General features: G+C 33.7%; 24 protein-coding genes and 1 pseudogene. 7 read left to right on the top strand and 18 right to left on the bottom strand.

Going from position 1 to position 23121, the window contains the following annotated elements; genetic code table 11:
* Positions 1 to 11: 11 nt before the first annotated feature.
* The 5 genes from BWGOE10_RS18715 to BWGOE10_RS18735 all read right to left on the bottom strand — a co-directional run bounded on the left by BWGOE10_RS18715 (position 12) and on the right by BWGOE10_RS18735 (position 4931).
* Complete coding sequence (locus BWGOE10_RS18715) at positions 12 to 833, bottom strand: ABC transporter ATP-binding protein (RefSeq protein WP_070144520.1); 822 nt, start codon at positions 831 to 833, stop codon at positions 12 to 14.
* A gap of 14 nt (positions 834 to 847) precedes the next feature.
* On the bottom strand, positions 848 to 1870 hold the full coding sequence (locus BWGOE10_RS18720; protein WP_070144521.1) for a FecCD family ABC transporter permease: 1023 nt from the start codon (positions 1868 to 1870) through the stop codon (positions 848 to 850).
* Positions 1863 to 2870: a FecCD family ABC transporter permease gene (locus tag BWGOE10_RS18725; RefSeq protein ID WP_001173054.1), complete on the bottom strand. Its 1008-nt coding sequence runs from the start codon at positions 2868 to 2870 to the stop codon at positions 1863 to 1865. Before BWGOE10_RS18725 ends, BWGOE10_RS18720 begins: the two co-directional genes overlap by 8 nt.
* Before the next feature lie 27 nt (positions 2871 to 2897).
* On the bottom strand, positions 2898 to 3863 hold the full coding sequence (locus BWGOE10_RS18730; protein ID WP_070144522.1) for an iron-hydroxamate ABC transporter substrate-binding protein: 966 nt from the start codon (positions 3861 to 3863) through the stop codon (positions 2898 to 2900).
* Positions 3864 to 4172: 309 nt separating this feature from the next.
* On the bottom strand, positions 4173 to 4931 hold the full coding sequence (locus BWGOE10_RS18735; protein WP_070144523.1) for an exodeoxyribonuclease III: 759 nt from the start codon (positions 4929 to 4931) through the stop codon (positions 4173 to 4175).
* Positions 4932 to 5085: 154 nt separating this feature from the next.
* Between BWGOE10_RS18735 and BWGOE10_RS18740 the strand changes: the two genes are divergently transcribed.
* Genes BWGOE10_RS18740 through BWGOE10_RS18750 form a run of 3 tightly spaced genes read left to right on the top strand, consistent with a single transcriptional unit; the run spans position 5086 to position 7101 of the window.
* Positions 5086 to 5658, top strand: a complete 573-nt coding sequence (locus BWGOE10_RS18740; RefSeq protein ID WP_070144524.1) for a bifunctional transcriptional activator/DNA repair enzyme AdaA — start codon at positions 5086 to 5088, stop codon at positions 5656 to 5658.
* A gap of 4 nt (positions 5659 to 5662) precedes the next feature.
* Complete coding sequence (locus tag BWGOE10_RS18745; RefSeq protein ID WP_070144525.1) at positions 5663 to 6187, top strand: methylated-DNA--[protein]-cysteine S-methyltransferase; 525 nt, start codon at positions 5663 to 5665, stop codon at positions 6185 to 6187.
* 2 nt (positions 6188 to 6189) lie between these two features.
* Complete coding sequence (locus tag BWGOE10_RS18750) at positions 6190 to 7101, top strand: DNA-3-methyladenine glycosylase 2 (protein ID WP_070144526.1); 912 nt, start codon at positions 6190 to 6192, stop codon at positions 7099 to 7101.
* A 12-nt stretch (positions 7102 to 7113) separates the two neighbouring features.
* Here the strand turns inward: BWGOE10_RS18750 and BWGOE10_RS18755 are convergent, their stop codons facing one another.
* From BWGOE10_RS18755 to pepT, 3 genes are all read right to left on the bottom strand, one after another.
* The gene (locus BWGOE10_RS18755) at positions 7114 to 7419 is read right to left on the bottom strand and encodes a hypothetical protein (RefSeq protein WP_070144527.1); all 306 of its coding nucleotides are present in this window, start codon (positions 7417 to 7419) and stop codon (positions 7114 to 7116) included.
* Between the two features lie 10 nt (positions 7420 to 7429).
* Positions 7430 to 8497: a lactonase family protein gene (locus BWGOE10_RS18760; protein ID WP_070144528.1), complete on the bottom strand. Its 1068-nt coding sequence runs from the start codon at positions 8495 to 8497 to the stop codon at positions 7430 to 7432.
* 123 nt (positions 8498 to 8620) lie between these two features.
* Complete coding sequence (pepT, locus tag BWGOE10_RS18765; RefSeq protein WP_070144529.1) at positions 8621 to 9853, bottom strand: peptidase T; 1233 nt, start codon at positions 9851 to 9853, stop codon at positions 8621 to 8623.
* A gap of 183 nt (positions 9854 to 10036) precedes the next feature.
* Between pepT and BWGOE10_RS18770 the strand changes: the two genes are divergently transcribed.
* Positions 10037 to 10681, top strand: a complete 645-nt coding sequence (locus BWGOE10_RS18770; RefSeq protein WP_070144530.1) for a YczE/YyaS/YitT family protein — start codon at positions 10037 to 10039, stop codon at positions 10679 to 10681.
* A 136-nt stretch (positions 10682 to 10817) separates the two neighbouring features.
* Here the strand turns inward: BWGOE10_RS18770 and BWGOE10_RS18775 are convergent, their stop codons facing one another.
* Both BWGOE10_RS18775 and BWGOE10_RS18780 read right to left on the bottom strand, forming a co-directional pair.
* Positions 10818 to 11120: a hypothetical protein gene (locus BWGOE10_RS18775; protein WP_070144531.1), complete on the bottom strand. Its 303-nt coding sequence runs from the start codon at positions 11118 to 11120 to the stop codon at positions 10818 to 10820.
* 73 nt (positions 11121 to 11193) lie between these two features.
* Positions 11194 to 11583 carry a VOC family protein gene (locus BWGOE10_RS18780; protein ID WP_070144532.1) on the bottom strand — a complete coding sequence of 130 codons (390 nt, stop codon included), beginning with the start codon at positions 11581 to 11583 and terminating at the stop codon, positions 11194 to 11196.
* 431 nt (positions 11584 to 12014) lie between these two features.
* On the opposite strand from BWGOE10_RS18780, the pseudogene BWGOE10_RS18785 reads away from it, so the two are divergent.
* Positions 12015 to 14735, top strand: a pseudogene (locus tag BWGOE10_RS18785) (putative bifunctional diguanylate cyclase/phosphodiesterase).
* Positions 14736 to 14834: 99 nt separating this feature from the next.
* Here BWGOE10_RS18785 and BWGOE10_RS18790 read toward each other — a convergent pair.
* The 4 genes from BWGOE10_RS18790 to BWGOE10_RS18805 are packed head-to-tail and all read right to left on the bottom strand — an operon-like array spanning position 14835 to position 18189.
* Entirely contained in the window at positions 14835 to 15899 is a 1065-nt protein-coding gene (locus BWGOE10_RS18790; RefSeq protein ID WP_070144533.1) for an undecaprenyldiphospho-muramoylpentapeptide beta-N-acetylglucosaminyltransferase, read from the bottom strand.
* Positions 15900 to 15947: 48 nt separating this feature from the next.
* Complete coding sequence (locus tag BWGOE10_RS18795; RefSeq protein WP_070144534.1) at positions 15948 to 16298, bottom strand: DUF6572 domain-containing protein; 351 nt, start codon at positions 16296 to 16298, stop codon at positions 15948 to 15950.
* Positions 16295 to 17206: an NAD-dependent epimerase/dehydratase family protein gene (locus BWGOE10_RS18800; RefSeq protein WP_070144535.1), complete on the bottom strand. Its 912-nt coding sequence runs from the start codon at positions 17204 to 17206 to the stop codon at positions 16295 to 16297. The genes BWGOE10_RS18795 and BWGOE10_RS18800 overlap by 4 nt, the downstream gene beginning before the upstream one ends.
* Complete coding sequence (locus BWGOE10_RS18805) at positions 17203 to 18189, bottom strand: UDP-N-acetylglucosamine 4,6-dehydratase family protein (protein WP_070144536.1); 987 nt, start codon at positions 18187 to 18189, stop codon at positions 17203 to 17205. The genes BWGOE10_RS18800 and BWGOE10_RS18805 overlap by 4 nt, the downstream gene beginning before the upstream one ends.
* Before the next feature lie 313 nt (positions 18190 to 18502).
* On the opposite strand from BWGOE10_RS18805, the gene BWGOE10_RS18810 reads away from it, so the two are divergent.
* Positions 18503 to 19693, top strand: coding sequence for a DUF2515 domain-containing protein (locus tag BWGOE10_RS18810; RefSeq protein ID WP_070144537.1), 1191 nt, complete (start codon positions 18503 to 18505; stop codon positions 19691 to 19693).
* A complete protein-coding gene (locus BWGOE10_RS30375) occupies positions 19668 to 20069 on the top strand; it encodes a CBO0543 family protein (RefSeq protein WP_081338183.1) in 402 nt (133 codons plus the stop codon). Before BWGOE10_RS18810 ends, BWGOE10_RS30375 begins: the two co-directional genes overlap by 26 nt.
* Before the next feature lie 29 nt (positions 20070 to 20098).
* Here BWGOE10_RS30375 and BWGOE10_RS18815 read toward each other — a convergent pair whose 3' ends face one another.
* The 4 genes from BWGOE10_RS18815 to BWGOE10_RS18830 form a co-directional block, all read right to left on the bottom strand.
* On the bottom strand, positions 20099 to 20521 hold the full coding sequence (locus BWGOE10_RS18815; RefSeq protein ID WP_081338189.1) for a YfmQ family protein: 423 nt from the start codon (positions 20519 to 20521) through the stop codon (positions 20099 to 20101).
* Between the two features lie 65 nt (positions 20522 to 20586).
* Positions 20587 to 21258, bottom strand: a complete 672-nt coding sequence (locus tag BWGOE10_RS18820; RefSeq protein WP_070144539.1) for an LrgB family protein — start codon at positions 21256 to 21258, stop codon at positions 20587 to 20589.
* Positions 21259 to 21281: 23 nt separating this feature from the next.
* Positions 21282 to 21638 carry a CidA/LrgA family holin-like protein gene (locus BWGOE10_RS18825; RefSeq protein WP_070144540.1) on the bottom strand — a complete coding sequence of 119 codons (357 nt, stop codon included), beginning with the start codon at positions 21636 to 21638 and terminating at the stop codon, positions 21282 to 21284.
* 39 nt (positions 21639 to 21677) lie between these two features.
* Positions 21678 to 23111, bottom strand: coding sequence for a PLP-dependent aminotransferase family protein (locus BWGOE10_RS18830; RefSeq protein ID WP_070144541.1), 1434 nt, complete (start codon positions 23109 to 23111; stop codon positions 21678 to 21680).
* Between the last annotated feature and the right edge of the window lie 10 nt (positions 23112 to 23121).

A 23121-nucleotide genomic window follows, 5' to 3' on the forward strand; every position in this document is an offset into this window, starting at 1 on the left:
TATCCCCCCTTTTAACTCGTTACATATATTTCTACTTTCTCTTCTTGAGTTACAACGCTATCGTATCCAAAACAAACAGGAGACCCGTTATACGGATCAATCATGACACGCGCATCAATATGAAATACTTCTTTTAACACTTCATTTGTAATGATTTCTTCTGGGATACCAGTTGTAATGATTTCCCCTTCCTTCATCGCAATAATTTCATCTGAAAACCTTGCTGCATGGTTAATATCATGTAGTACCATTACGACCGTACAATTATGTTCTTTATTTAACTTCTCCACAATTTGTAATACATCTAATTGATGAGACATATCAAGATATGTAGTTGGTTCATCTAGTAGTAACACTTCTGTCTCTTGTGCTAACGCCATCGCTAGCCATACTTTTTGTCGTTGACCGCCTGATAAATTTGCTATTTGTCTCGTTCGAAAAGCAGATGTTTTCGTTATATCTAATGCCCAGTCAATCATCTCTTTATCTTTTGAAGTTAACTTATTTACGTTATTTCGATGTGGATAGCGTCCATAAGAAATTAATTCTTCTACTTTAAGCTCTCCTGGTGCAATTGGCGTCTGCGGAAGTAAAGCTAACTGCTTCGCAATTTCTTTCGTTGGAATTGTATTTAAATCTTGTCCTTGTAAATATACTTTACCGCTCTTTTGCTTTAAAATTCTTCCCATTGTTTTTAACAATGTCGATTTACCGCACCCGTTTGGCCCTATAATTGTCGTGACTTTTCCTTCTTGTATTTCCACATTTAAATCGCGAAACACTGTAAGCTTTTCATAACTCGTTTCTAAATTTTTTGCACTTAAAATACTCACTTTTATTCCTCCTCTTACGCTTTCGCCTTATAAAGTAAATATAAGAAATACGGTACACCGACAATAGAAATAACAATTCCAACTGGTAACTCTACAGGTGTGAAAACTGTTTTTGCAATAAAGTCTGAAGCAATTACGAGGAACATTCCGATTACTCCGCACGTAGGAATGATATGCTTATGCTGAATACCGACAAGTCTTTTCGCTATATGCGGTGCCATTAATCCAATGAAACCAATACTTCCTGAAACTGCAACACATGCACTGACAAGTCCGATACTACTTAATAGTAAAATAGATTTCTCTCTTTCTACTGAAACACCTAAACTTGTAATACTCGTTTCTTCCAGTTGAAATAAATCTAATAAATAAGCTTTCTTTTGTATAAGCGGAATTAATATGATAAGCCACGGCAACATAGCAATAATATACTTCCAGTTTGCATTATATATACTTCCTGACACCCAAACTGCAGCCATCTCGAAATCAGTTGACTTCATTTTGAGTGATAAATACATAGAAAATGCTCCAAATCCTGATCCAATTGCAATCCCTGTTAATAAAAGACGCTGCGAATCTAACTTACCGTTTTTCCAAGAAAACAGATAAATGATGATAGCTGCACCTAATCCGCCGACTAAACCGAACATTGGCATCATCATAATAGAAACCCAATCTGTGCTTTTTAATTGTCCTTGAAAGAAAAACATAAAAATGACGATCGCTGTTCCTGCCCCGGCATTTACTCCTAAAATACCCGGGTCTGCCAGGCCATTTCTCGTAATCCCTTGAATTACAGCACCTGCAACACCGAGACCTAATCCTACTAATCCAGCAATTACGATGCGCGGAAGACGAAACTCAAAAATAACTAAATCATGATCTGGTACTGGATCTATTCTAAAGAGTGTTTTAAATACATCTGTAATCGTAATATCAAACGTACCATTCGTTAAACTAATATAAATAGCACATAGTATTAAAAATATAATAATCCCCATTGTCATTCCAAAGCGTTGACCTGAACTTTTAAGCATGTCTCTCTCCTCCTCTTGTACGGATTAAATAAAGGAAGAAAGGAATTCCAATTAAGGAGGTAACGACTCCAATTGGTGTTTCAAATGGATAGTTTACAAATCTACTTAAAACGTCACATAATGCTAAGAACACGCCACCAATAACGCCTGCACATGGCAATATCCACTTATAATCTACTCCAATTATAAAACGAGTAATGTGCGGAATAATTAAACCTACAAAACCAACTTTTCCCACTAAAGCAACTGCTGTTCCTGTTAAGAAAATAACCGATAAAATTGCCATCGCTTTAACTAGTTTTGTACGCTGCCCTAGATTAATAGAAACCTCTTCGCCTAAAGAAAGAATGGTAATAGATTTTGATATTAACAACGCTAAAATTATTCCAATTATCCCAAACGGTATCGTAATTTTAATAATATTAGGATCCACTTGGTCTAACTTTGCATTAAACCAAAAACTAACATTTTGAGAAATTTGGAAATACGAAGCCATTGCAGCAGATACACTACTTAAAAATGTTCCAATAACTGTTCCGATAATTGCTAGCCTAACTGGTGATAAGCCATTTTGAAGGAGCGAACCAAAACCAAACACGATACCGGCTCCTAGTGCAGAACCAATCATTGAACATAAAACCATACCAATGGATGACATTCCCGGAAGAAAAATCATACAAAGTGTAATAACAAAGGCTGCCCCATCCGTCACACCCATAATAGAAGGGGATGCAAGATAGTTTCTTGTCATCCCCTGCATAAGTGCTCCTGATATGGCTAGAAATGCTCCGACTAAAAGAGCTGCAACTACCCTTGGTAAACGTGAAGTAATAATAATATTATGATTTACATCACTTGAATCAAAATGAAATAATGCGTTCCACACTGTTTCAGCATCAATACTTTTCGCCCCATACAAAATAGAAAGTATAACTGTAAATAAGATGAGTATGGGTGCTATACATAATATGGTTACTGGTACTGCATTTGTTTTCTGCATATCATTCAACGCACCTTACTTATTGTATTATTTAGATAAATTTTTCACTGCTTCTTTTAAGAATGCTGTTTTACTCCAAGCTGTACCACCTTGCGCCATTGGATCTACAACGTTTACAAATACTTTCTTTTCTTTCGCAGCATTCATACTTTGCCAAATTGGATTGCTTTCAATTTCTTCTAGCACTTTCGGGTTTTTATTTTCACTTGCCTCATATTGTAAGAAAATATAATCCGGGTTAAGTTCAGCAAGTTTTTCAAATGAAATTTTCTCTTGTGCTTTTACAGCTTTAAGTTGTTCTGGAGCAGTTAGTCCAAGATCTTTATAAATTACAGGGTTGAAGTATACGCCTTCTGGATATAGGAATAATTCGTTTGCTCTTAGTCTAATGACAAGAACTTTTTTGTCTTTTAACTTATCTCCTAGTTTTGCTTTTGCTTTTTCAGCGTCCGCATTGTAATCTTTAATAATTTTGTCTGCTTTATCTTTTTTACCAGTTAATTCTCCCATTAACTTCAAGTTATCTTCCCAATCTGTTGAAACGTGTGATACCGGGAATGTAGGAGCTACTTTCGTAAACTTTTCAGCTGTTTCTGCTGGAAATTTCGTACTAGATGTAATAACATCTGGTTTTAATTGTAGTAGTGTTTCGAAATTCGGTTGCATTTTCTCACCTACAGATTTTGCACCCTCTAATTCTTTTTCAAGATACTTTGGTAATTTACCACCTACAGTAATTGCACCGACTGGTTTAATTCCAAGTACTGCCGCATCTTCCATTGACTCTAAACTAGCTGTCGCAATTTTATCTACTTTTGCTGGTACTGTATATTCTTTACCTAAATATGTAATTTTTCGTTTTTCATCTTTTTTTGTTTCCGTAGCTTTTGTCTGTTGCTTTTGTTCCCCTGAAGTTTTATCCGTACTATTACATGCTGCTAAACCTACACTTAAAACTGTAACCATCCCTAATGTAAATAACTTCTTGTTCATTTTTGTATATCTCCTCTCGAAACCTTTAAATATATTATTTCAACTATGAAACTTAATTACATGAAACATATTTCTCATCTATATTTCACATCATTAATAAATCTACATAAAATGGAGAGACATTCTCGTTCACTTCCCCTAGTATTAAATTCTTTACAACCCTCATCCAGCGATAATTGTTATCAGTGATAATGATTATCGTTATTAAGTATATATTTAAAATCAGATTATTTCAAGAATGATTTGAAAAATTTTAACAAACTGAATTAAAAAGAAGTATCCGCCTATTATTAGCGAGATACTTCTTTTTTAAAAATTTATATGTAATTCAACTGGACAATGGTCTGATCCCATTACTTCACTGTTAATTTTCGCATCTGTTATTTGATCTTTTATTCTTTCCGAGACAACAAAATAATCTAAACGCCATCCAATATTTTTCGCTCTTGCTCCCATACGATAGGACCACCAAGAGTATGCTCCTTCCTGGTCAGGATAAAGATAACGATACGTATCAACAAATCCTTCTTCTAAAGCACGTGTGAACTTCTCCCTTTCTTCATCAGAAAATCCAGGGTTTTTGCGATTACTTTTTGGATTTTTCAAATCTATTTCTTTATGAGCAACGTTTAAATCTCCGCAGAAAATAACCGGTTTCTTTTCATCTAATCGCTTAATATGCGACCGGAAATCGTCTTCCCATTTCATTCTGTAGTCTAATCGTTCTAATCCACGTTTTGAATTTGGTGTATATAACGTTATCATGTAAAAATCTTCGAATTCTAAAGTAATGACTCTTCCTTCTTGATCATGCTCTTCAATGCCTAAACCATACGTAACAGAAAGCGGTTCTTTTTTCGTAAAAATAGCTGTTCCCGAATACCCTTTTTTCACGGCGTAATTCCAATATGTATAGTATCCCTCTGGATTTAAATCAATTTGTCCACTTTGTAATTTAATTTCTTGTAGACAAAATATATCTGCATTGGATTCCTCAAGATATTCTAAAAATCCACCCTTTGCGATAACTGCACGCAAACCATTTACATTCCATGAAATTAACTTCACTTATAGTCCTCCTCTTGCTGTTCACTTTCAAAGTTCATGCTATCACAAAATAGAAAAACAATCATATTTTCATCTTTGTAATCTTGCTCTTACATCCGTAATTACGTACATATGTGCTTTATTCAGGTTATACTAATCTCGGAGGTGACGTTCTTTGCACAATGAAGGATTTACGTTAATGAGTGAGTATTGGCAAGCAATTATTCATAATGATTCTTCATATGATAACAAATTCTTTTATGCTGTAAAATCAACCGGAATCTTTTGCCGACCATCGTGCAAATCAAGAATACCGAATAAAAACAATGTACGAATTTTTCTTCATGCTGAGCAAGCATTGCGAGAAAACTTTCGTCCGTGCAAACGTTGTAAACCCAATGGGATCACTTTACCAAATGAAGAGTGGATAGAACAAATTAAAGACTATATTGAAAAGCATTTTGACGAAGTATTAACTCTCCGCCTACTCGCAGAAATGTGCCACGGCAGTCCATATCATTTACAACGCACATTCAAAAGATTGACAGGAATAAGTCCAATAGAATATATACAGCAATTCAGAGTCGTTAAAGCGAAAGAATTCCTTTTAAATACGAACCAAACCGTTATAGAAATTAGTACTGCTGTCGGGATAGAAAACCCGGAATATTTCGCGACTTTATTTAAAAAGAAGACAGGGTTTACCCCTACTGAATACCGAAAAAAGAACGAGATAAATGAGGAATGAAATAATGGAACCACATGAAAATAAAACTATATATTGGACATTGCTTGTTCATAAACATTGGCGTATGCATATTGCCGCCACTTCAACTGGATTATGCTTCATCGGATCACAAAATGAAACTTTTGAAGAACTAAATACGTGGGCTAGAAAAAAACTACCACAACATACACTCATCCAAAATCCAGATTATTTGCAAACATTTACGAAAGAGATCAACGAGTATTTGGAAAATAAGCGAGAAACCTTTACATTTCCTATCGATGCTTACGGAACTGAATTTCAATTATCTGTATGGAATACGGTACGTGAAATTCCTTATGGAAAGACACATTCTTATTCAGAAATTGCGGAAAGAATACAAAGCCCTAATGCAGTACGTGCTGTCGGTGCCGCTGTTGGAGCAAATCCTCTTCTTATTACAATTCCTTGTCACCGTGTTATAGGAATTGACGGAAAACTTACTGGTTTTAGAGGTGGCTTGGAAATGAAGAAAGCTTTGCTCAAATTAGAAGCAATACGGGAGGAATAAATATGACAGAAGGTTGTAATGAAATATTATCTTTAGTCGTTCCTAAAGAATTTAGTTTTCAAGAAAACTTAGGCTATCTTTCACGTTCTAAAAATGAATGTATGTTTCACATTGAAAATAATAAAATCTATAAAGTCATTCCTGTTCAAAACATAAATCCATTAGTTGAAATTAGTTTGAATACTGATGGAAATATTCAAATACGTTTTTTAGGAGAATCATATATCTCTGAAAAATGGGTACACGATGCCGTATCTAACTATGTAAAAGAGTGGTTTGATTTAACTACTGATTTAGCTCCCTTCTATAAATTAGCTAAACACGATCCACTCCTTCAAAAGCCCATTAAAGAATTTTACGGTCTTCGTACTTTGGGAATTCCGGATTTATTTGAAGCACTATGCTGGGGAATTATCGGTCAACAAATTAACCTCACATATGCCTATACTTTAAAAAGAAGATTCGTTGAGCACTTTGGGGATTATGTAGAATGGAATGATAGAAAACATTGGATATTTCCATCACCTGAAATAATAGCAAATCTAGATGTAGAAGATCTCGCTACATTAAAAATGACTACAAGAAAGTGCGAATACTTAATTGATACCGCACAGCGCATTACAAAAGGTAAATTATCAAAAGAATCTCTATTACAAATACAAGATATGAAGCAAGCCGAAAAACAATTAACTGACATTCGGGGTATAGGACCATGGACAGCTCACTATGTTTTAATGCGATGCTTGCGATTCCCTTCTGCCTTTCCAATTGACGATGTCGGTCTGCATAATGCGATTAAATTTATAACAGGTTCCGAAAATAAACCGACTAAAAATGAAATAAAAGAATTTGCAGCAAATTGGATAAATTGGGAGTCTTACGCAACATTTTATTTATGGCGAGTGCTATATTGAAAAAAAGCACCTTTACGTGCTTTTTTTCAATATATTTTCAGGTGATATTTCATCATCACTTTTTGTATAATAGTTTTCATCACGATATGGTAACGATAAGTGTTCTAACTTCTCATCGTCTTCTACACACATAATTTTTAAATTATATCCTTCGAAATCAACTGGAAAGAAAACATCTTCACTTTGATTTTCATTTAATGCTATATCAATCATATTTTTTAATTGCTCTAATCCTTCTTTATTTCCAATAATAATAGCTTGATCATGCCACATTTGTTGTCCGTATATATGACATATTTTATAATCTTTAAAATTCATAAATATTCTCCTACCTAGTTTTTACATGTGAAAACTTCACACATACTGGCTCTGGAACATTGACGTCCGTCTGTACAAGCGTTAGCTCACCTGTCACTTCATCCCTAGCAAATAAAGTCAAAGTATTAGATCTTTCATTCGCAGCAATTAAAAATTTTTCATCCGGATCTAAAGAAAAATCACGTGGCCAATCTCCTTCTGTCGATACTGTTTCAATAAAAGCGAGCTCTCCATTGTGCTCATTCACTCGAAAAACTGCAATACTATTATGTCCCCTATTTGCTGCGTAAACAAATTTACCATCAGAAGAAATCTGAATCGCACTTCCATAACTATCCTGACTATACTCTTCAGGTAATGTAGAAATGTATTGTTTTTCTTTAAAACTACCACTCTTCGCATCATATTGAAGTACAATAATCTCTGAACTTAGTTCCGTCATAACGTATGCAAGCTGTTCATTTGGGTGGAATACAAGGTGCCGCGGACCACTACCAGGTTTAACAGATAAACCATTGATTTCTATTAATTTCCCGTCACTCTCTTTATATGTAATCACTTTGTCCATTCCTAAATCAACTGCTACTACATATTTTTCATCAGGCGTAAAATTCACATAATGAGCATGCGCCTTTTCTTGTCTTTCCTTATTCGGTCCTGAACCTTTATGTTCTACAATTGCCGCAGTAGCATTTACACTTCCGTTGCTCTGTTTTACTACATAAGATTCAACTGTTCCTTTATGATAATTCGCTGCTACTACTGTACTATTCTCTTGATCCACACTTAAGTGACACGGAGGTGCCCCTTCTAAAAGTTGCGTGTTAATCAAATCCAGATTACCTGTTTTATTACAAATGGAAAAACTAGCAATTCCACCGAGTCTACTATCTTTCGCAACGGAATAAAGATATTGATTGTTATGACTAAGTGTTACATATGTAGGACTTCCTATAGAAGTTGCTAATTTAATCTCTTTAATTTCTCCAAGTTCCGTATCAAGTATAAATTTATAAATCCCCTTACTATTTGCTTTTGTATATGTCCCTATATAACCATGAAACTCATTTTCACTCATAACATTACCCCCTTCAAAAAGCATGAATTTACAAATATCTTGTAAACAAGTATATCACTTTACCTTGTATTTTTTAGTATAGAAAAGAACCAAGTAGTATTTCATTACTACTTGGTTCTCTTTTTAGGCTTGCTCTTCAAATCGTCTTGCAATTTCTACAATAACTTGAACAGCTTTTTCCATAGTATCTACCGAAACATATTCAAATTTACCGTGGTAGTTTTCACCACCAGTGAAAATATTTGGCGTCGGTAATCCCATATATGATAATTGTGATCCATCTGTTCCACCGCGAATCGGGTGAATGTTCGGTTCGATATTTAAACTTTTCATCGCTTCATATGCAATATCAACAATTTCTCTCACTGGTTCAATTTTTTCAAGCATGTTATAGTATTGATCATTCATTTCTAAAACGACCGCATCTTGCCCATACTTCTCTTGCATTTGCTTCACAATACTTCCAACGTTATTTTTACGTGTCTCAAAATTTTCACGATCAAAATCTCGAATAATATAATACGCTTTACTTTGCTCAACATCACCATTTAAAGAAAGTAAATGATAGAATCCTTCATAACCTTCCGTATATTCTGGTGCATCTTCTACCGGTAGATACCCATTAAATTCCATAGCAAGTTTAGTTGCGTTACGCATTTTATTTTTCGCTGTTCCAGGATGTGTATTTGTTCCATTAAAAGTTAACTTAGCACTTGCAGCGTTAAAGCTTTCATATTCTAAACCGCCTAATGGACCTCCATCCATCGTATAAGCAAATGATGCACCAAACGCTTCTACATCAAAATGCGCTGGTCCACGGCCAATTTCTTCATCCGGCGTAAACGCAACTCTAATTTTCCCGTGCTTAATTTGCGGATTATGTATTAAATAATTCATTGCCACCATAATTTCTGTCAGACCCGCTTTATCATCTGCTCCTAGAAGTGTTGTACCATCAGTTGTAATAATGGTATGTCCTTTATATGATGGTAATTCTGGGAATTGTTCTGGTGTTAACACAACATTTAATTCTTCATTTAACGTAATGGCTTTCCCATCAAAATCCTCATGAATTTGTGGCTTTACATTTTCCCCTGTAAAATCTGTTGCCGTATCTAAATGGGCTAAAAAGCCGATTACAGGAACATCTTTATCCGTATTAGCAGGAAGTGTCGCCATTACATAACCATTGTCATCCATCGTCACTTCTGATAATCCAATCTCTTTTAACTCTTCTACTAATAACTTACCAAATTCAATTTGTCCAGGTGTTGTAGGTACTGTATGGCTTTCTTCATTTGATTGTGTATCAATCTTTACATATCTCGTAAATCTTTCAATAAGTTCTTGTTTCAAATTCGTTCACTCCCTTTTATATTTCTTTCTCTATTATAATCCTTAAAACGAAATATTTTAACTTTTTTGACTGTGAAAATATATATCCATTTACATTTTTAATAAATCATAAAAAGACATAATATTTGTACATTGAAATTCAAACATGTAATATACATCATTATATATTGGGAGGTTTTAAAGATGAGGCTAACTCTCTTTCGCTATTTTCTTTTTTTCTTAGGATTAATTTTCTTTGGGCTCGGAAACGCTCTTGCAGTCAAAGTTAAATTTCTTGGGTTACATCCTTGGGAAGTTTTAAATATGGCTCTCTATGAACGATTCGGATGGACACTTGGTACTTGGAGTGTTATATGCGGGTTATGCCTCGTACTTATTTCTTTACTAGTAGATCCAAAATATATAAACGTAGGCACATTTTTAAATGCATTGCTTATCGGCCCTATTATGGACTTTTTCTTACAATCAAACATCCTTCCAAACGCTACTGATTATTTATGGATAAATTTATTCATTTTGTTTTCTGGTATTGTAATTACAGGTATTGGGGGCGGTATGTACGTTGCGGCTGGAATTGGTGCTGGACCTCGCGATGGATTCATGCTTACTATTTCTGACAAAACTGGACTGTCTATTAGCCGGGCTCGAATCATTGTAGAATGTGTTGTACTAGTTATTGGATATATGCTAGGAGGTCCTGTTTTCATCGTAACTTTTCTATACACTTTTATTCAAAGTCCAATCTTTCAGCAATCATTTAAGATATTTCAAACACTCTTACATACTTTACATAACAAAAACAAAGAGCAAATTAGTCAAAACATATAAAACTCAACTTAATATAAATTGCTCTTCTTGTTAACTTTCTTACAAATAATTCACCCTATTTACGATTCCAATCGCAAATAGGGTGTTTCTTTTTTCATCCCACAATATATATTTAATTAAATATCAAGAGCATATACTACTCATTCACAATAAAAGTATATACATCATTATAAATACAACCATTTACCCTAATAACATACTTCCCAGGTTTACTAAAACTAATTGTGTATTTGTTTAACTGAGTTGCCTCCTTATTTCCAGAAAGAACGTCGATGCTTCTACCACTCAATAAATAAGATTCACTTTGATTCATCGCTACATTAATAGCATTGAACTTCTCCTCTTTCACTTGCGTTGTGTCTGCAGCACTTACACTTGGTTCTAAAAAAAGTAATCCACTTAATCCAATTGAACCCGCTAGAGCTACTCCTAGTTTTATTTCTTAGAAGGAAGCCAATATATTTTTACCTTATCGAAATTCGAAACCTTATTCTTATTTGTTTCATTACCCTTTATTCTTCTATTTTCATTAACACAATTCTCCAACCATCCGGATCCTCTATCGTTATCCCCTTGTCTTTCCAATATGGGTTTTCTGGTTCTACTTCATCGTATCCCATTGCATGCAGCCTTTTACTCACTTTTTTCATTTCACTATCTTCACGCATGTAAAATACAAGTAAATTGTCTTTTGTTGGAGCCGGACAAGAGCTCCCATCTATATGTCTTGTAAATTCTAAATGATACTCTTCATCTGGTAGACCGAACATGATCCCATCATAGCCTTCATGATCGTAGAATTCACCTATACGTTTTAAACCTAACCCTTTTTCATAGAATGCTATAACCTCTTCAAATTTATCAGTTGGACGTGCTATTCTAAACTTCACCCATTTCATCATGATTTTCCCTCCATATTAAAAATTAATTACTGTATTACATATTATTGTATATAATCAACACGTTTCTTTAATCCCTCATTAGTATGAGAATAGGTACATACAAAGGTCTTACTTAATACTCTATAATAACGAAAAACTCCCCTCATCTAGAGAGAAGTTCCCATCACTTTATATGCAATTTTGCATCTCCGCTTGCAAATCACTAAAAAACCTTTAAAATCTAAAGGATGACTAAATATACAAATTCTATCTGTATTCCTTATAAACTAAAAATTATTGAACTCAATACTTTTTCAATTTTAAGAAGTATCACATTCTTCATTTTTTTCTTATAAGCATGCTTTTTATAAGGAAATCTGATACAATCCTTAAGTAATATTAATACGTATAGATATTACGAATATAGTGCATACTTAAAGAAGGTGATTTTATTGAAAATAAATAAAAATTTACAACTATGTATATTAATTACAACACTAATATGCTATTCAATCTATTTTATGTTTTTCTTTCTGTTCCCTACTCATTTTTCAAATTTCAATGTACGCTTCGCTTCACTCATCGTTGAAGCCATTACATTTGTATCACTAATATACTCTATATATTCTAAAAAAGTTAGTTCAAATCCTTTTTGGATATGTATTACAATAGCAATTGGTAGTTTTTTATTAGGAAAAATAGTATATACGTATCAAGATAACTTTTTCGAATTTCCAATACATCGTTTTACTGTTTCTGATGTATTTTACATGTTTTTTCTATTCTTCTGCCTTCTCGCTTTCTGCTATAAAATCTTAAAAGAGTGCAATAAATGGGAAAAAGCGTTCTTCATTTGTGATATATGCATAGTACTTACTTCCATATTCACATTAGAATGGTATTTATTTAATCAGCCAAATTTAAATATATTTTCCCTTTCACTGGGAGATATTTTTCTTTCCTTTCTATATCCAATTGCAGACCTATTATTTCTTCTACTAGGTGTTAGTCTCTTTTTCCGTCCAACTGTTTTTAATTCCAAACGGAAAATTTATATTTTTATTTTTGTATTAATAAGCTCTGCAACTTTTAACTATATTTATTTTTACTTACATAACCATTTATCAACTGACACGATAACATCCTTACGTCTTTTATATAGAATACCTATATTACTTATCGCAATAGCTGGGGCTATTTCCGAAGATTATAATAGTCATAAAAATCATTTCATTGTAAACCCTATACTAGGAAAAAAAGTATTAGTCGTATTTCCATATCTTGCCGTTGCAATACTAATCGGGTTTACATTAAAAGAACAAACAGCATCTTCAACTCTCATTACAGGAAATTGTATTACTTTTGTTTTCGTACTCATTCGTCATTCTATTGTACGTATGCAAAACAATTCCCTAACAAAACGTCTACAAGCATTTTATGCTCAACTAGAAGAAAAAGTTACTTTACGGACTTCTGATTTAGTTCATAAATCAGAGGCTCTATCTCAGAAACAACAAAAATTCAAATCATTATATGAATATCATCCTGATCCTATTTTTACGATTGATTTAAATGGAATATTCTTAAATGTAAATAAAGCTGGGAGTATACTACTTGGAGCACCAACGAACGAGTTACTCGGTGAAACATGTTTTTCGATTATTTTAGATGAAGATAAACATAAACTAGCATCTGCATTAGAAAAAGTTAAACAACAAGAATCAGCATCTTTACAACTTAGTTCTCAATATAAAGATGGCTTTACTTATTCCTTATACGTTACCATCGTTCCTATTATGATAGACGGACAAATTTCAGGAAGCTATATTATGGTAAAGGATATTACCGCATAAAAAAAACAACAAGAAGAAATAAAATATTTAGCATTCCACGATACTGTAACGAAAATTGGGAACCGTGCCTTTTTCCATAAGAAATTAAGAAAAGTTATAAAAAATGCTAAAACAGCACAAAGTGAGTTCGCATTATTATATTTAGATTTAGACCGTTTTAAAGTAATTAACGATACACTAGGACATTCGTCAGGTGATTACATATTAGAAGAAGTAGCAAAGCGATTCCAATCATGTCTTCCATCACATACTCATGTGTCAAGAATCGGTGGCGATGAATTTACAATCCTAATTGAAAACTATATTGACCAAGATTCCTTATTACATTTATGTAACCAATTATTTGAAAGCATGAAAAAACCGTTTGTCATACATGAGCATAAATTAACTTTATCACTTAGTATCGGGATTGCTATATATCCATCTGGTGGAATCGATACCGCTACACTCTTAAAAAACGCTAATGTTGCAATGTATGATGCTAAGGAAAAAGAGCTTAACTCTGTCTCTATTTATGACGATGTAATCGCTAAAAAAATTGAAAGACGATTAAAATTAGAGAAAGATTTACCAAACGCAATTCAAAATGAAGAATTATTCCTTTTATATCAACCTCAGGTTGATAGTGAATCTAATAAAATTATCGGTGCTGAAGCTTTAATCAGATGGAACCATCCCGAATTAGGTGTTATTTCTCCATATGAATTTATTCCGATTGCCGAAGAAACACTACAAATTATTCCAATAGGAAAATGGACATTACAGCAAGCCTGTCAGCAAATGAAACGTTGGCACGCACTCGGATATTCACATTTAAAAATAGGAGTAAATCTATCTGCTAAAGAATTTGAACAAGAAGATTTTGTAAAGTCTATTTCTTCTACATTAGCAAATACAGGCTTACCTGCAAGTTCTCTCGATCTAGAATTAACAGAACGAATTGCAATGATGGATGAGAGAGAAACATTGATAAAACTGCGTACACTAAAAAATTTAGGGGTTCACATTTCAATCGACGACTTTGGTACAGGCTATTCTTCGCTAGCCTACTTACCTTTATATCCCATCGATACGTTAAAAATCCCGAGAGAATTTATTACAATGTCTGAAACGTGTGAAGATGGAATGGAAATCATTAAAACGATCATCACATTAGCACATACATTAGGAATGTCGGTTATCGCTGAAGGTGTAGAAACGAAAGAACATGTGAATTTCCTTCAAAAAAATAAATGTCAGTTTATTCAAGGTTATTATTACAGTAAACCTATTCATACTAATGCATTTACTGAGCTATTAGAAATCGGTATTCACCCATAGTACATAGCTAATCGGTATAAGTAATAATGAATTTGAACAACTATAGTAAAAAGGAAAGAAGATACCTTCTTTCCTTTTGTTTTTCTATTTAAATTTCTATTACTTCACCACTTCATTTATTATATCTATTAATTGATGAATTCCCTCATCATTTGTTTTCTTATATCCATTCATGTTTTGAATATATCTCTCCTTATTTGTATACAACTTATTTACTGCATGTATAAATGCATTCGTACTTACTCTGTCTTGGAGTATAACTTCCGCATATCCTTGCCGAGAAAAATATTCAGCATTTAAAACTTGATCTCCCCTACTGGAACTGTTGGTTAATGGGATAAGTAACATCGGTTTCTTCAAAAATAACAATTCAGAAATAGCAGTAGAACCCGCTCTGGAAACTACAACACTTGCCATATTTAGTATATGCGGCAACTCTTCCCCTATATATTCAAATTGCATATAGCCTTCCATGCCAATAGATAAATCCACCTTCCCTTTACCGCACATATGAACAATGTTAAAATTTAACAATAATGTCCCCAAACTTTTCCTTACCATATCATTTATCCACTTAGCACCTTGACTCCCACCCATTATTAACAATACCGGTTTATCTTGCTGAAATTTACAATAGCTTCTTCCTCGTAATACGTTACCTCTCTCAATTTCTTCCCTTACAATTGGCCCTACATAAATCTTCTTCTCAGTACTTACATTACCCCCTGTTTGAGGAAATGTTGTGCATAGTTTTTTAGAAAAAGGTAATGCTATTTTATTTGCCAACCCTAACGTACTATCTGGTTCACGTATTATTATAGGTACACGATTTAACCATGCCCCTATAACTACAGGAACTGAAACAAATCCTCCTGCAGAAAAGATAATGTCAGGCTTCATTTTCTTAATTAATTTATAACTTTGTAAACAACCGTGTATAATTTTAAAAGGATCTTCAAAGTTCTCCCAATCCCAATATCTCCTAAGCTTCCCCGTTGAAATACTATTGTATTTAACATTTTGAACTAATAATTTTTCAATTCCATTTTGAGATCCAATATACTCAACCCCCCATCCTTTTTCCATAAATTTAGGAATCAATACCATATTAATCATTACGTGTCCGGCTGTACCGCCCCCAGTAAAGAGAATCTTTTTATTCATAACTTATATCCACCTTTATCATTAAAAATCTTGCTTTATACCAATCTATTAAATGTAAGTAAACTTACTATTATTTATATAAACATTTAACTCAAATCCTATATCGTGCAAAAAATCTTTGATGAGTTCATAAAAATCATTTCCATACTCACTACACTCATACTGAGCAAAAACTTGAATCACATGCCTAGTTCTTGTCTCTAGTGCTGGCTTTATTCGATCAACCTTTTTTTCTTCCACATACGCTCGATATTGATTTATTGCCTCATAGAGGTGCAACACATGCGCTTCTTCATCTTTCCAATCCAGCGTATCAACAATCGCAAGAAATAGCGTATTTTGATGATCTATTGCTTCATAACCATTCATATACTTCTTACACCCTTTTTTATTATTCATTGAATGCAGATGTCACTGCACTTCGCATACTCAAGTACATCTTTTAATGATTGATGAAATTGGATTTTTGGGACCCAACCTAACTTTTTTATATCCTCTAACACTAAACTTTTATTTGAGTCACTCTCAAAATTCTCTGTTTCTTTTATAGTAAAGTTCAGCTGTGTTAATCCTTTATATTGTTCTAATACATCTAATAAAGATCGTTTTACTCCTGATCCAATATTATATTCTTTTCCATTTATACCATCACGCAATAACACATGATACGCTTTAACTGCATCACGTACATCTAGAAAGTCCCTACTATCTTTCAAACTGTTTACTTCAATAATTGGTTCACTTTTACCCGACTCTATATCTATCATTTTTTTTGCAAGAATAGAACAAATACCATTCGATACTCCTGGACCAATTAAGTTCGAGGGCTTTGCAATGATAATATTTGAATCCATTAATCCACCCCAAGCCTCTGCGACGATTACTTGCATAGTTTTACTTAAACTATATGGATTTGAAACTTTTATGTTGTTCATACTATCTGCTTGCAATGCAGATCCTATAACTAACGTTCTACAATGTGGTGCTTCTTGCTTAATTGCTTCTAATAAATATAACGTTCCTATTACATTAATCTCCATGTATTCAAGAGCAGCTGTCCAAGACTCTATGACCGAATTCCTTCCTGCTAAATGCAATACATAGTCTGGCTTTATTTGTTTAATTACCTTCATTACTTCGCTCTTATTAGTTAAATTACAAGTAATGCCATTCCTGAATTTTTCTCTATGTGAACGGTTTTGAAACATAGGAATTACATGAAAACCCTGCTTTAAAAAATATTGGCAAGCATGGCGCCCTGTGAAGCCATTTGCACCAGTTATTAAAAGGCTCGCATTTTTTTTCATCGTAAAAACCCTCCTTTTTCTAACATTTGTTTCACCTCATGTTTTGCAAGTAAGTCTTGTTGAGAACTAAAGCTCTTCACATCCACAAGTGGATAGCTAGCATAATATTCTTGAAGTCCTTCTATAGGAATAGTCGGTAGTACAACAAAATAATTTTGATCAAAACTTATACTTGTTTTACTCTCTACCTCAGATAAAAGCATTTCACTTAATTTTTCACCTGGTCTTATCCCTACTTCTTTTATCTTCACGTTTTCTTTTTTCGAATCTTCAATTAACACTTTTGCTAAATCCGTTATTTTACATGCTGGCATTTTCATAACAAAGATTTCCCCTCCTCTTCCGTCAGATGCTGCTTTAAATAACAATCCAACAGCATCTTCAATTGTTAAGAAAAATCTAGTCATATTTTCATCTGTAATCTCTACTTGTGAAGACTTCTTAATTTGCTTTTTAAAAAGTGGTACCACACTTCCACTCGTCCCTAAAACATTTCCACCACGAACACAAATAAATTTTGTTTTCTTCGTTTGCACATTCGCATGAACCATTAACTTTTCACCAATTGCTTTTGTGATCCCATACGTATTTGATGGATCGGCCGCTTTATCCGTTGAAACATATATAACTTTCTCAACTTGCATCTGGATAGATGCTTCAATTACATTTTGCGTACCATGTATATTCGTTTTTATAGCTTCATAAGGATAATACTCACATACTGGAACGTGTTTTAAAGCTGCAAGATGGAATACATAATGTACATCTTGGCAAGCATATACGAGTTGGTCTTTATCACGAATATCTCCAATAATAAATTTCAATCTATCTTCATTTATAAATTGCTGCTGCATTTCAAATTGAACTGTTTCATTTCTTGAAAAAACTCTAATTTCTTTCGGTGATTTTTCTAATAGTTGTTTTATAAGTTCATGCCCCCACGAACCTGTACCACCAGTAATTAAAATTATTTTATTAAGCATTCCTTTTCCTCCTACCGGACATTTCATTAAAAATTGTATTTATTAACGCGATTGAATTACTTTCAATTGATTCAAATCATAATCGTCGTTTGTTACATTTAATTGACAAAATAAAAAAAACAGAAACTATTAAACATAGTTTCTGTTTTTTATTTCACTTCTTAACAGTAAGATTTTTTCATACTGTTTGCATGATAACTATATTACTTGTAGAAAAACACCGTTCATTTATTTCTTATACTCGTAATAAAATAAATAGAATGGTGCATAGCCAATGCCATGTTTACATTCATGAAGAAAGGGAGGTAATGGAATGTACCGAAGCAATTCAAATAACTCAAATAATATATATAACGATCCTTCCAAAGCACTTCCTCTCTCCCTATTCGATGTAAAAAATGAGTTAAAACAAAAAAGCAAACTCATTCATTCTGGCACCATGTATACATTAACGAAAGAAGAGCAACTCATCATCGACAAAATAAAAGTACAGACAAAACAACTAAATAAAAATAACGTCACAAGAACACGTGCATACTATCAATTTTACATTCAATATCCCGAAATACATTGGGCACTACTTGGACATATGGTATCACGTAACGGTGGTTGGAATATGACTGATTTAAAGGGAGACTTATATACGAGGATTTTATCAGAGAAGGATCAAATTACATTTTTTTCTTTTTTAGAAAGAGGAAATTGGCTCATTTTCCAAGATGTATATCCTCAATTCTTGCTTTATGAACAAAGTGTAAAAAAATCTAAAAAGCTATTTCACCTTCTTCCTCACCTAAATGTTTCTACATTTATGGAAACGATGTGGAACGATTTTTGGAAAACAGGTAACAAAAAAACATTAGCGATCGCAACTATTATTAATGAACAAAACTACTTAGAAAAAAGAGTTATTCAAAATGCACACTTTCAAAAGACTGTACTAAACAGTATCCGATTTAAACTCTTTGATTTCTTTCAGTTTAATCATATCCTTTTCCCATTCTACGACGAAAATGATACAAAACAAAAAACTTTATTATTTGGTGATACAATGAAACATTTTACTTCCTTGCATGAACGAATCTTAATTGGAAAAAGGTTGTATTCATTATTATTTCGGGATACACATATTTTATCTCAAATAATAAGTTGGGCCGAGCATCATCCACACACAGGCTCAAGGAAAGATTACTGGGCTCATTTATTTTCAAGTGTAAATGAATCTTTTTCCCGTGAGTTTTATAAACGCCGAATAAAGAAATGCCAGTTGCGTAATGGTGCTTATCGTATATACAGCCCTGCACTCATCTATGCATGGCGCGATATGAAGCATGAAGAAGTTGAAGGTGAAGACTGGTTTACTGATTGGCAAATTGTAAATTACTTAGTTGATAAGGAGGAAAATATAAATGGACAAATTACAGAAGACTACTGTAAAACACTCGAAAAAATTGAACTGGCAATTCTCGCAAAGAAAAATGTCCTCCTTCGAGAAGAAGAATGATTTTCTAGCATTAGCAGTTACAATCTTACTCTCTTCTATTATTGGAACTTGCTTAGATGCTTTCTTTGTCCATACTCAAATATATTCCTTTCCAGTTAGACCCTTCTCATCCACATTTTCAGTTAACATAGCTTTCACGTTACTCGTACTACCGATTTTAACAGCCTCTTTTATTCAAATTTCAAAGAAATTATCTACAGTTTCTAGAACTCTATTTATTATTTCAATAGGCGTTTGCGCTAGCATTTTTGAGCAAGTTGCTGAGAGGCTAGGTTTATTTGTACATAATGAGCATTGGCATCATACTTATTCTTTGTTTGGGTATATGATTTTTCTTGCTTTTATTTGGAAAGTATATCGTTGGCTACCAAAATAAAGAGACCGTTTGTATAACGGCCTCTCCCCTTAAGCATAATCTTCAATTCTTACTACTGAACGACTTTGAAGACTTTTTGATCGCAAACGATATGCAACTACTTTCTTCTTATATTGCTTTATTACATCAACGTGTTCCTCGTAGCTATATAAAGAAAACTTAATCGTTTTCTTTCCTATCTTCGTCTCAATAACTAATGGTGTTCCATTCCCTTGCGGGGGAAAATAATGTTTATCTAAAAATAAAGCTTCGTTGAATTCTTGAATAACTTGAAGTTTCATTTCTCCTTCTATACTTTCCCCACCAACTGTTACAATAGTATTTTCCTCATCCAATTTTTGATGTAACTCAAATCTACTAATAATTGATTCTACAACAGAAGTTGGCATACTAGAAACTAGTACTTTAAGAGCACCAAAAATAAATAATGTAACTATAAACCACGTTGTCACTTTCATCATCTCCATTACTTTCTAAAATGAGTAGTGTTATACTCCTTATTACGATTCATTAATTTTTAAAATAAAAATTTCATTCCATAAGGTACGAATATACTAATAAGTATCCCTGTTACAATCATCGTTACCGAACCGATAGTTGCTTCTTTCTCTCCTTCTTTCACTAGACGACTCACACCGATGATATGTGATGCACAGCCCATCCCAACTCCTTTTCCAATCGTACTTGTTATACGGAAAAGCTTAAGTACTGTCGGTCCTATAATAGCACCTGTTATTCCTGCAACAACTACAAAACTAGCGGTCATAGATGGGATACCACCAATTTGTTCGGCTAATGAAATTGCAATAGGCATCGTCGCTAATTGCGGTATAGTTGTTAAGATAAGTTCCTTATCTATATTCAATATTTCCCCAATCACTACATTCAAACTTATTAAAGCCACTATACCGATTACTACTCCGACAAGTATCGATAAGAAGTTTTTCATAAGTATCTTTCGTTCCTTAAATAGCGGTATTGCTAAAGCTACAATCGCAGGGCTCAAGAAGCTTGAGAGAATATCTCCCCCATTTTCCTTATAGTCTCGATGAGAGATCCCGAAAGTAAGGAATATGCAAATCATAATTGCCGTAACTGTTAACACCGGTAAAGCAAATGGAAACGTAAATTTTTTATATAGCTTTGTCGCCAATAAATAAATCACTACAGTAATAAAAATTAAGACCATTTGAATAACGCACCTTGTCAATTTTATTTTTTAGATGTTATTAATAATTGACTTACATAACCTGAAATAATCAATGTTACTAAAGTACTTACAACAACTAGAAAGAACATAATACTACCCTTACTTAAAAGAAAAGAACCGTATTCCATTAGTCCAGTCGTCGAAGGAATTAAAAATAAAGGTAAAAATACTATTAGTTTTTCCGCCCCTATCTCAAACCATTTTAATGGCAAAATGCGAGTGGAAAGAAGCAGAAAGAGAATTAACATTCCTATTAAACTTCCTGGCATCGATAAATGAAATACTTCCTGAATCCATACGCCAGCCAAACTAAACAAATATAGCACTCCTACTTGAAGTAAAAGCGTCAAAAACTTCAATTGCTACTCCCCATTTCAATACCAAATTCCCACAATTTATTATTGAATCTCGTTTAATGTCTCTGCAAATCTTGTAATTCCAAGCTGAATTTGTTCTACATTCGCTCTGCCAAAAGTAAATCGTATATATTCACTTTTCGAGCCTAGGACGCTTCCGGGTACAAATGCTACACCATTTCGTATAGATTCACCTAGTAAATGATATTCATCAAACGTTCCTTGCACTTTGCACCATACATGTATTCCACCCTCTGGAACAAAAAATTCAACTCGGTCCCCTAATATTTCTTCAAGCTTTCTAATTAACTCATCTCTTCTTTCCTTCAATTGTCCACGAAGCATTGTAATATGTGCATGAAAATCTTCTGATTCTAAAAATTGATTTGCCACCCACTGCGTAAATACACTATGGCCAAAATCAACTTGCTGCTTCGCATCTGCTAAACGTTCTATTACTCGCGTAGGGCCAATTACCCAGCCAATACGTAATCCTGACGCAACAATTTTTGATAGTGAACTTATATAAAGAACATTTCCATTTTGATCCATAGATTTTAATGTTGGATTCACTTCTCCATTAAATGAAGTTAAACTATACGGATCATCTTCTACAATCGGTATACCGAATTCAGAAGACATTTCTAAAATCTTTTTACGTCTTGCTAATGAAAGCACCGTTCCAGTTGGATTCTGATAATCCGGATTTAAAAATACCATTCGAATGCGATGCTTTTTGTGTAAATCAATTAAGTCATCTGGATCCATTCCGTGCTCATCAACAGGTAAATGAAATATGTTTAAACCGGCCGATTTAAACATCGGCAGCGAGAAACAATACGAAGGATCCTCAATTGCTATTGCATCGCCAGGTTTTAATAAGCATTGAACAATAAGATTAAGCGCCTGTTGTGCTCCAGATGTAATGAGTATAGAACTTGAATCCGCTTCAATTTGTTTATATTGCTGAACATGTGATGCAATTGTTTTTCTCAACATTTCATTTCCAAGTGGATGGTCATAACCGAGGTTTTCCATAAATGTTTTCTCCGACAAAATCGTTCGAAATTTATCACTCGGAATTAATTCTGGTGACAATTCACCACTCGCTAAATTAATTAAGTCATCTTTTTGTGTTTCCGTTCGAATTTGTTGAACAAGTGGTACATTAGGTAAGAACGATCCATCCTCAACGTACCTACCCCAGTTCGGTATTCGTTTATGTGACACACCCCATATGTCTGTATTCACCCGGGTGCCGCTTCCTTTTTGCCGGTCTACTACCCCAAGTGATTTTAATTCCTCATAAGCAGCTACTACTGTACTCCGGTTCACTTGTAACTTCTGTGCTAACATACGCTCAGAAGGTAATTTTCTATCAGAAGGGAATTCACCGGTAGAAATGCCTCTTTCAATGTAATCAGCAATTTGTTTATAAACTGGTATCTTATCTTCACGATTCGGTTGCCATTCCATTTAGTTCCCT

Source organism: Bacillus mycoides (assembly GCF_001757995.1).
GTDB lineage: Bacteria > Bacillota > Bacilli > Bacillales > Bacillaceae_G > Bacillus_A > Bacillus_A mycoides_B.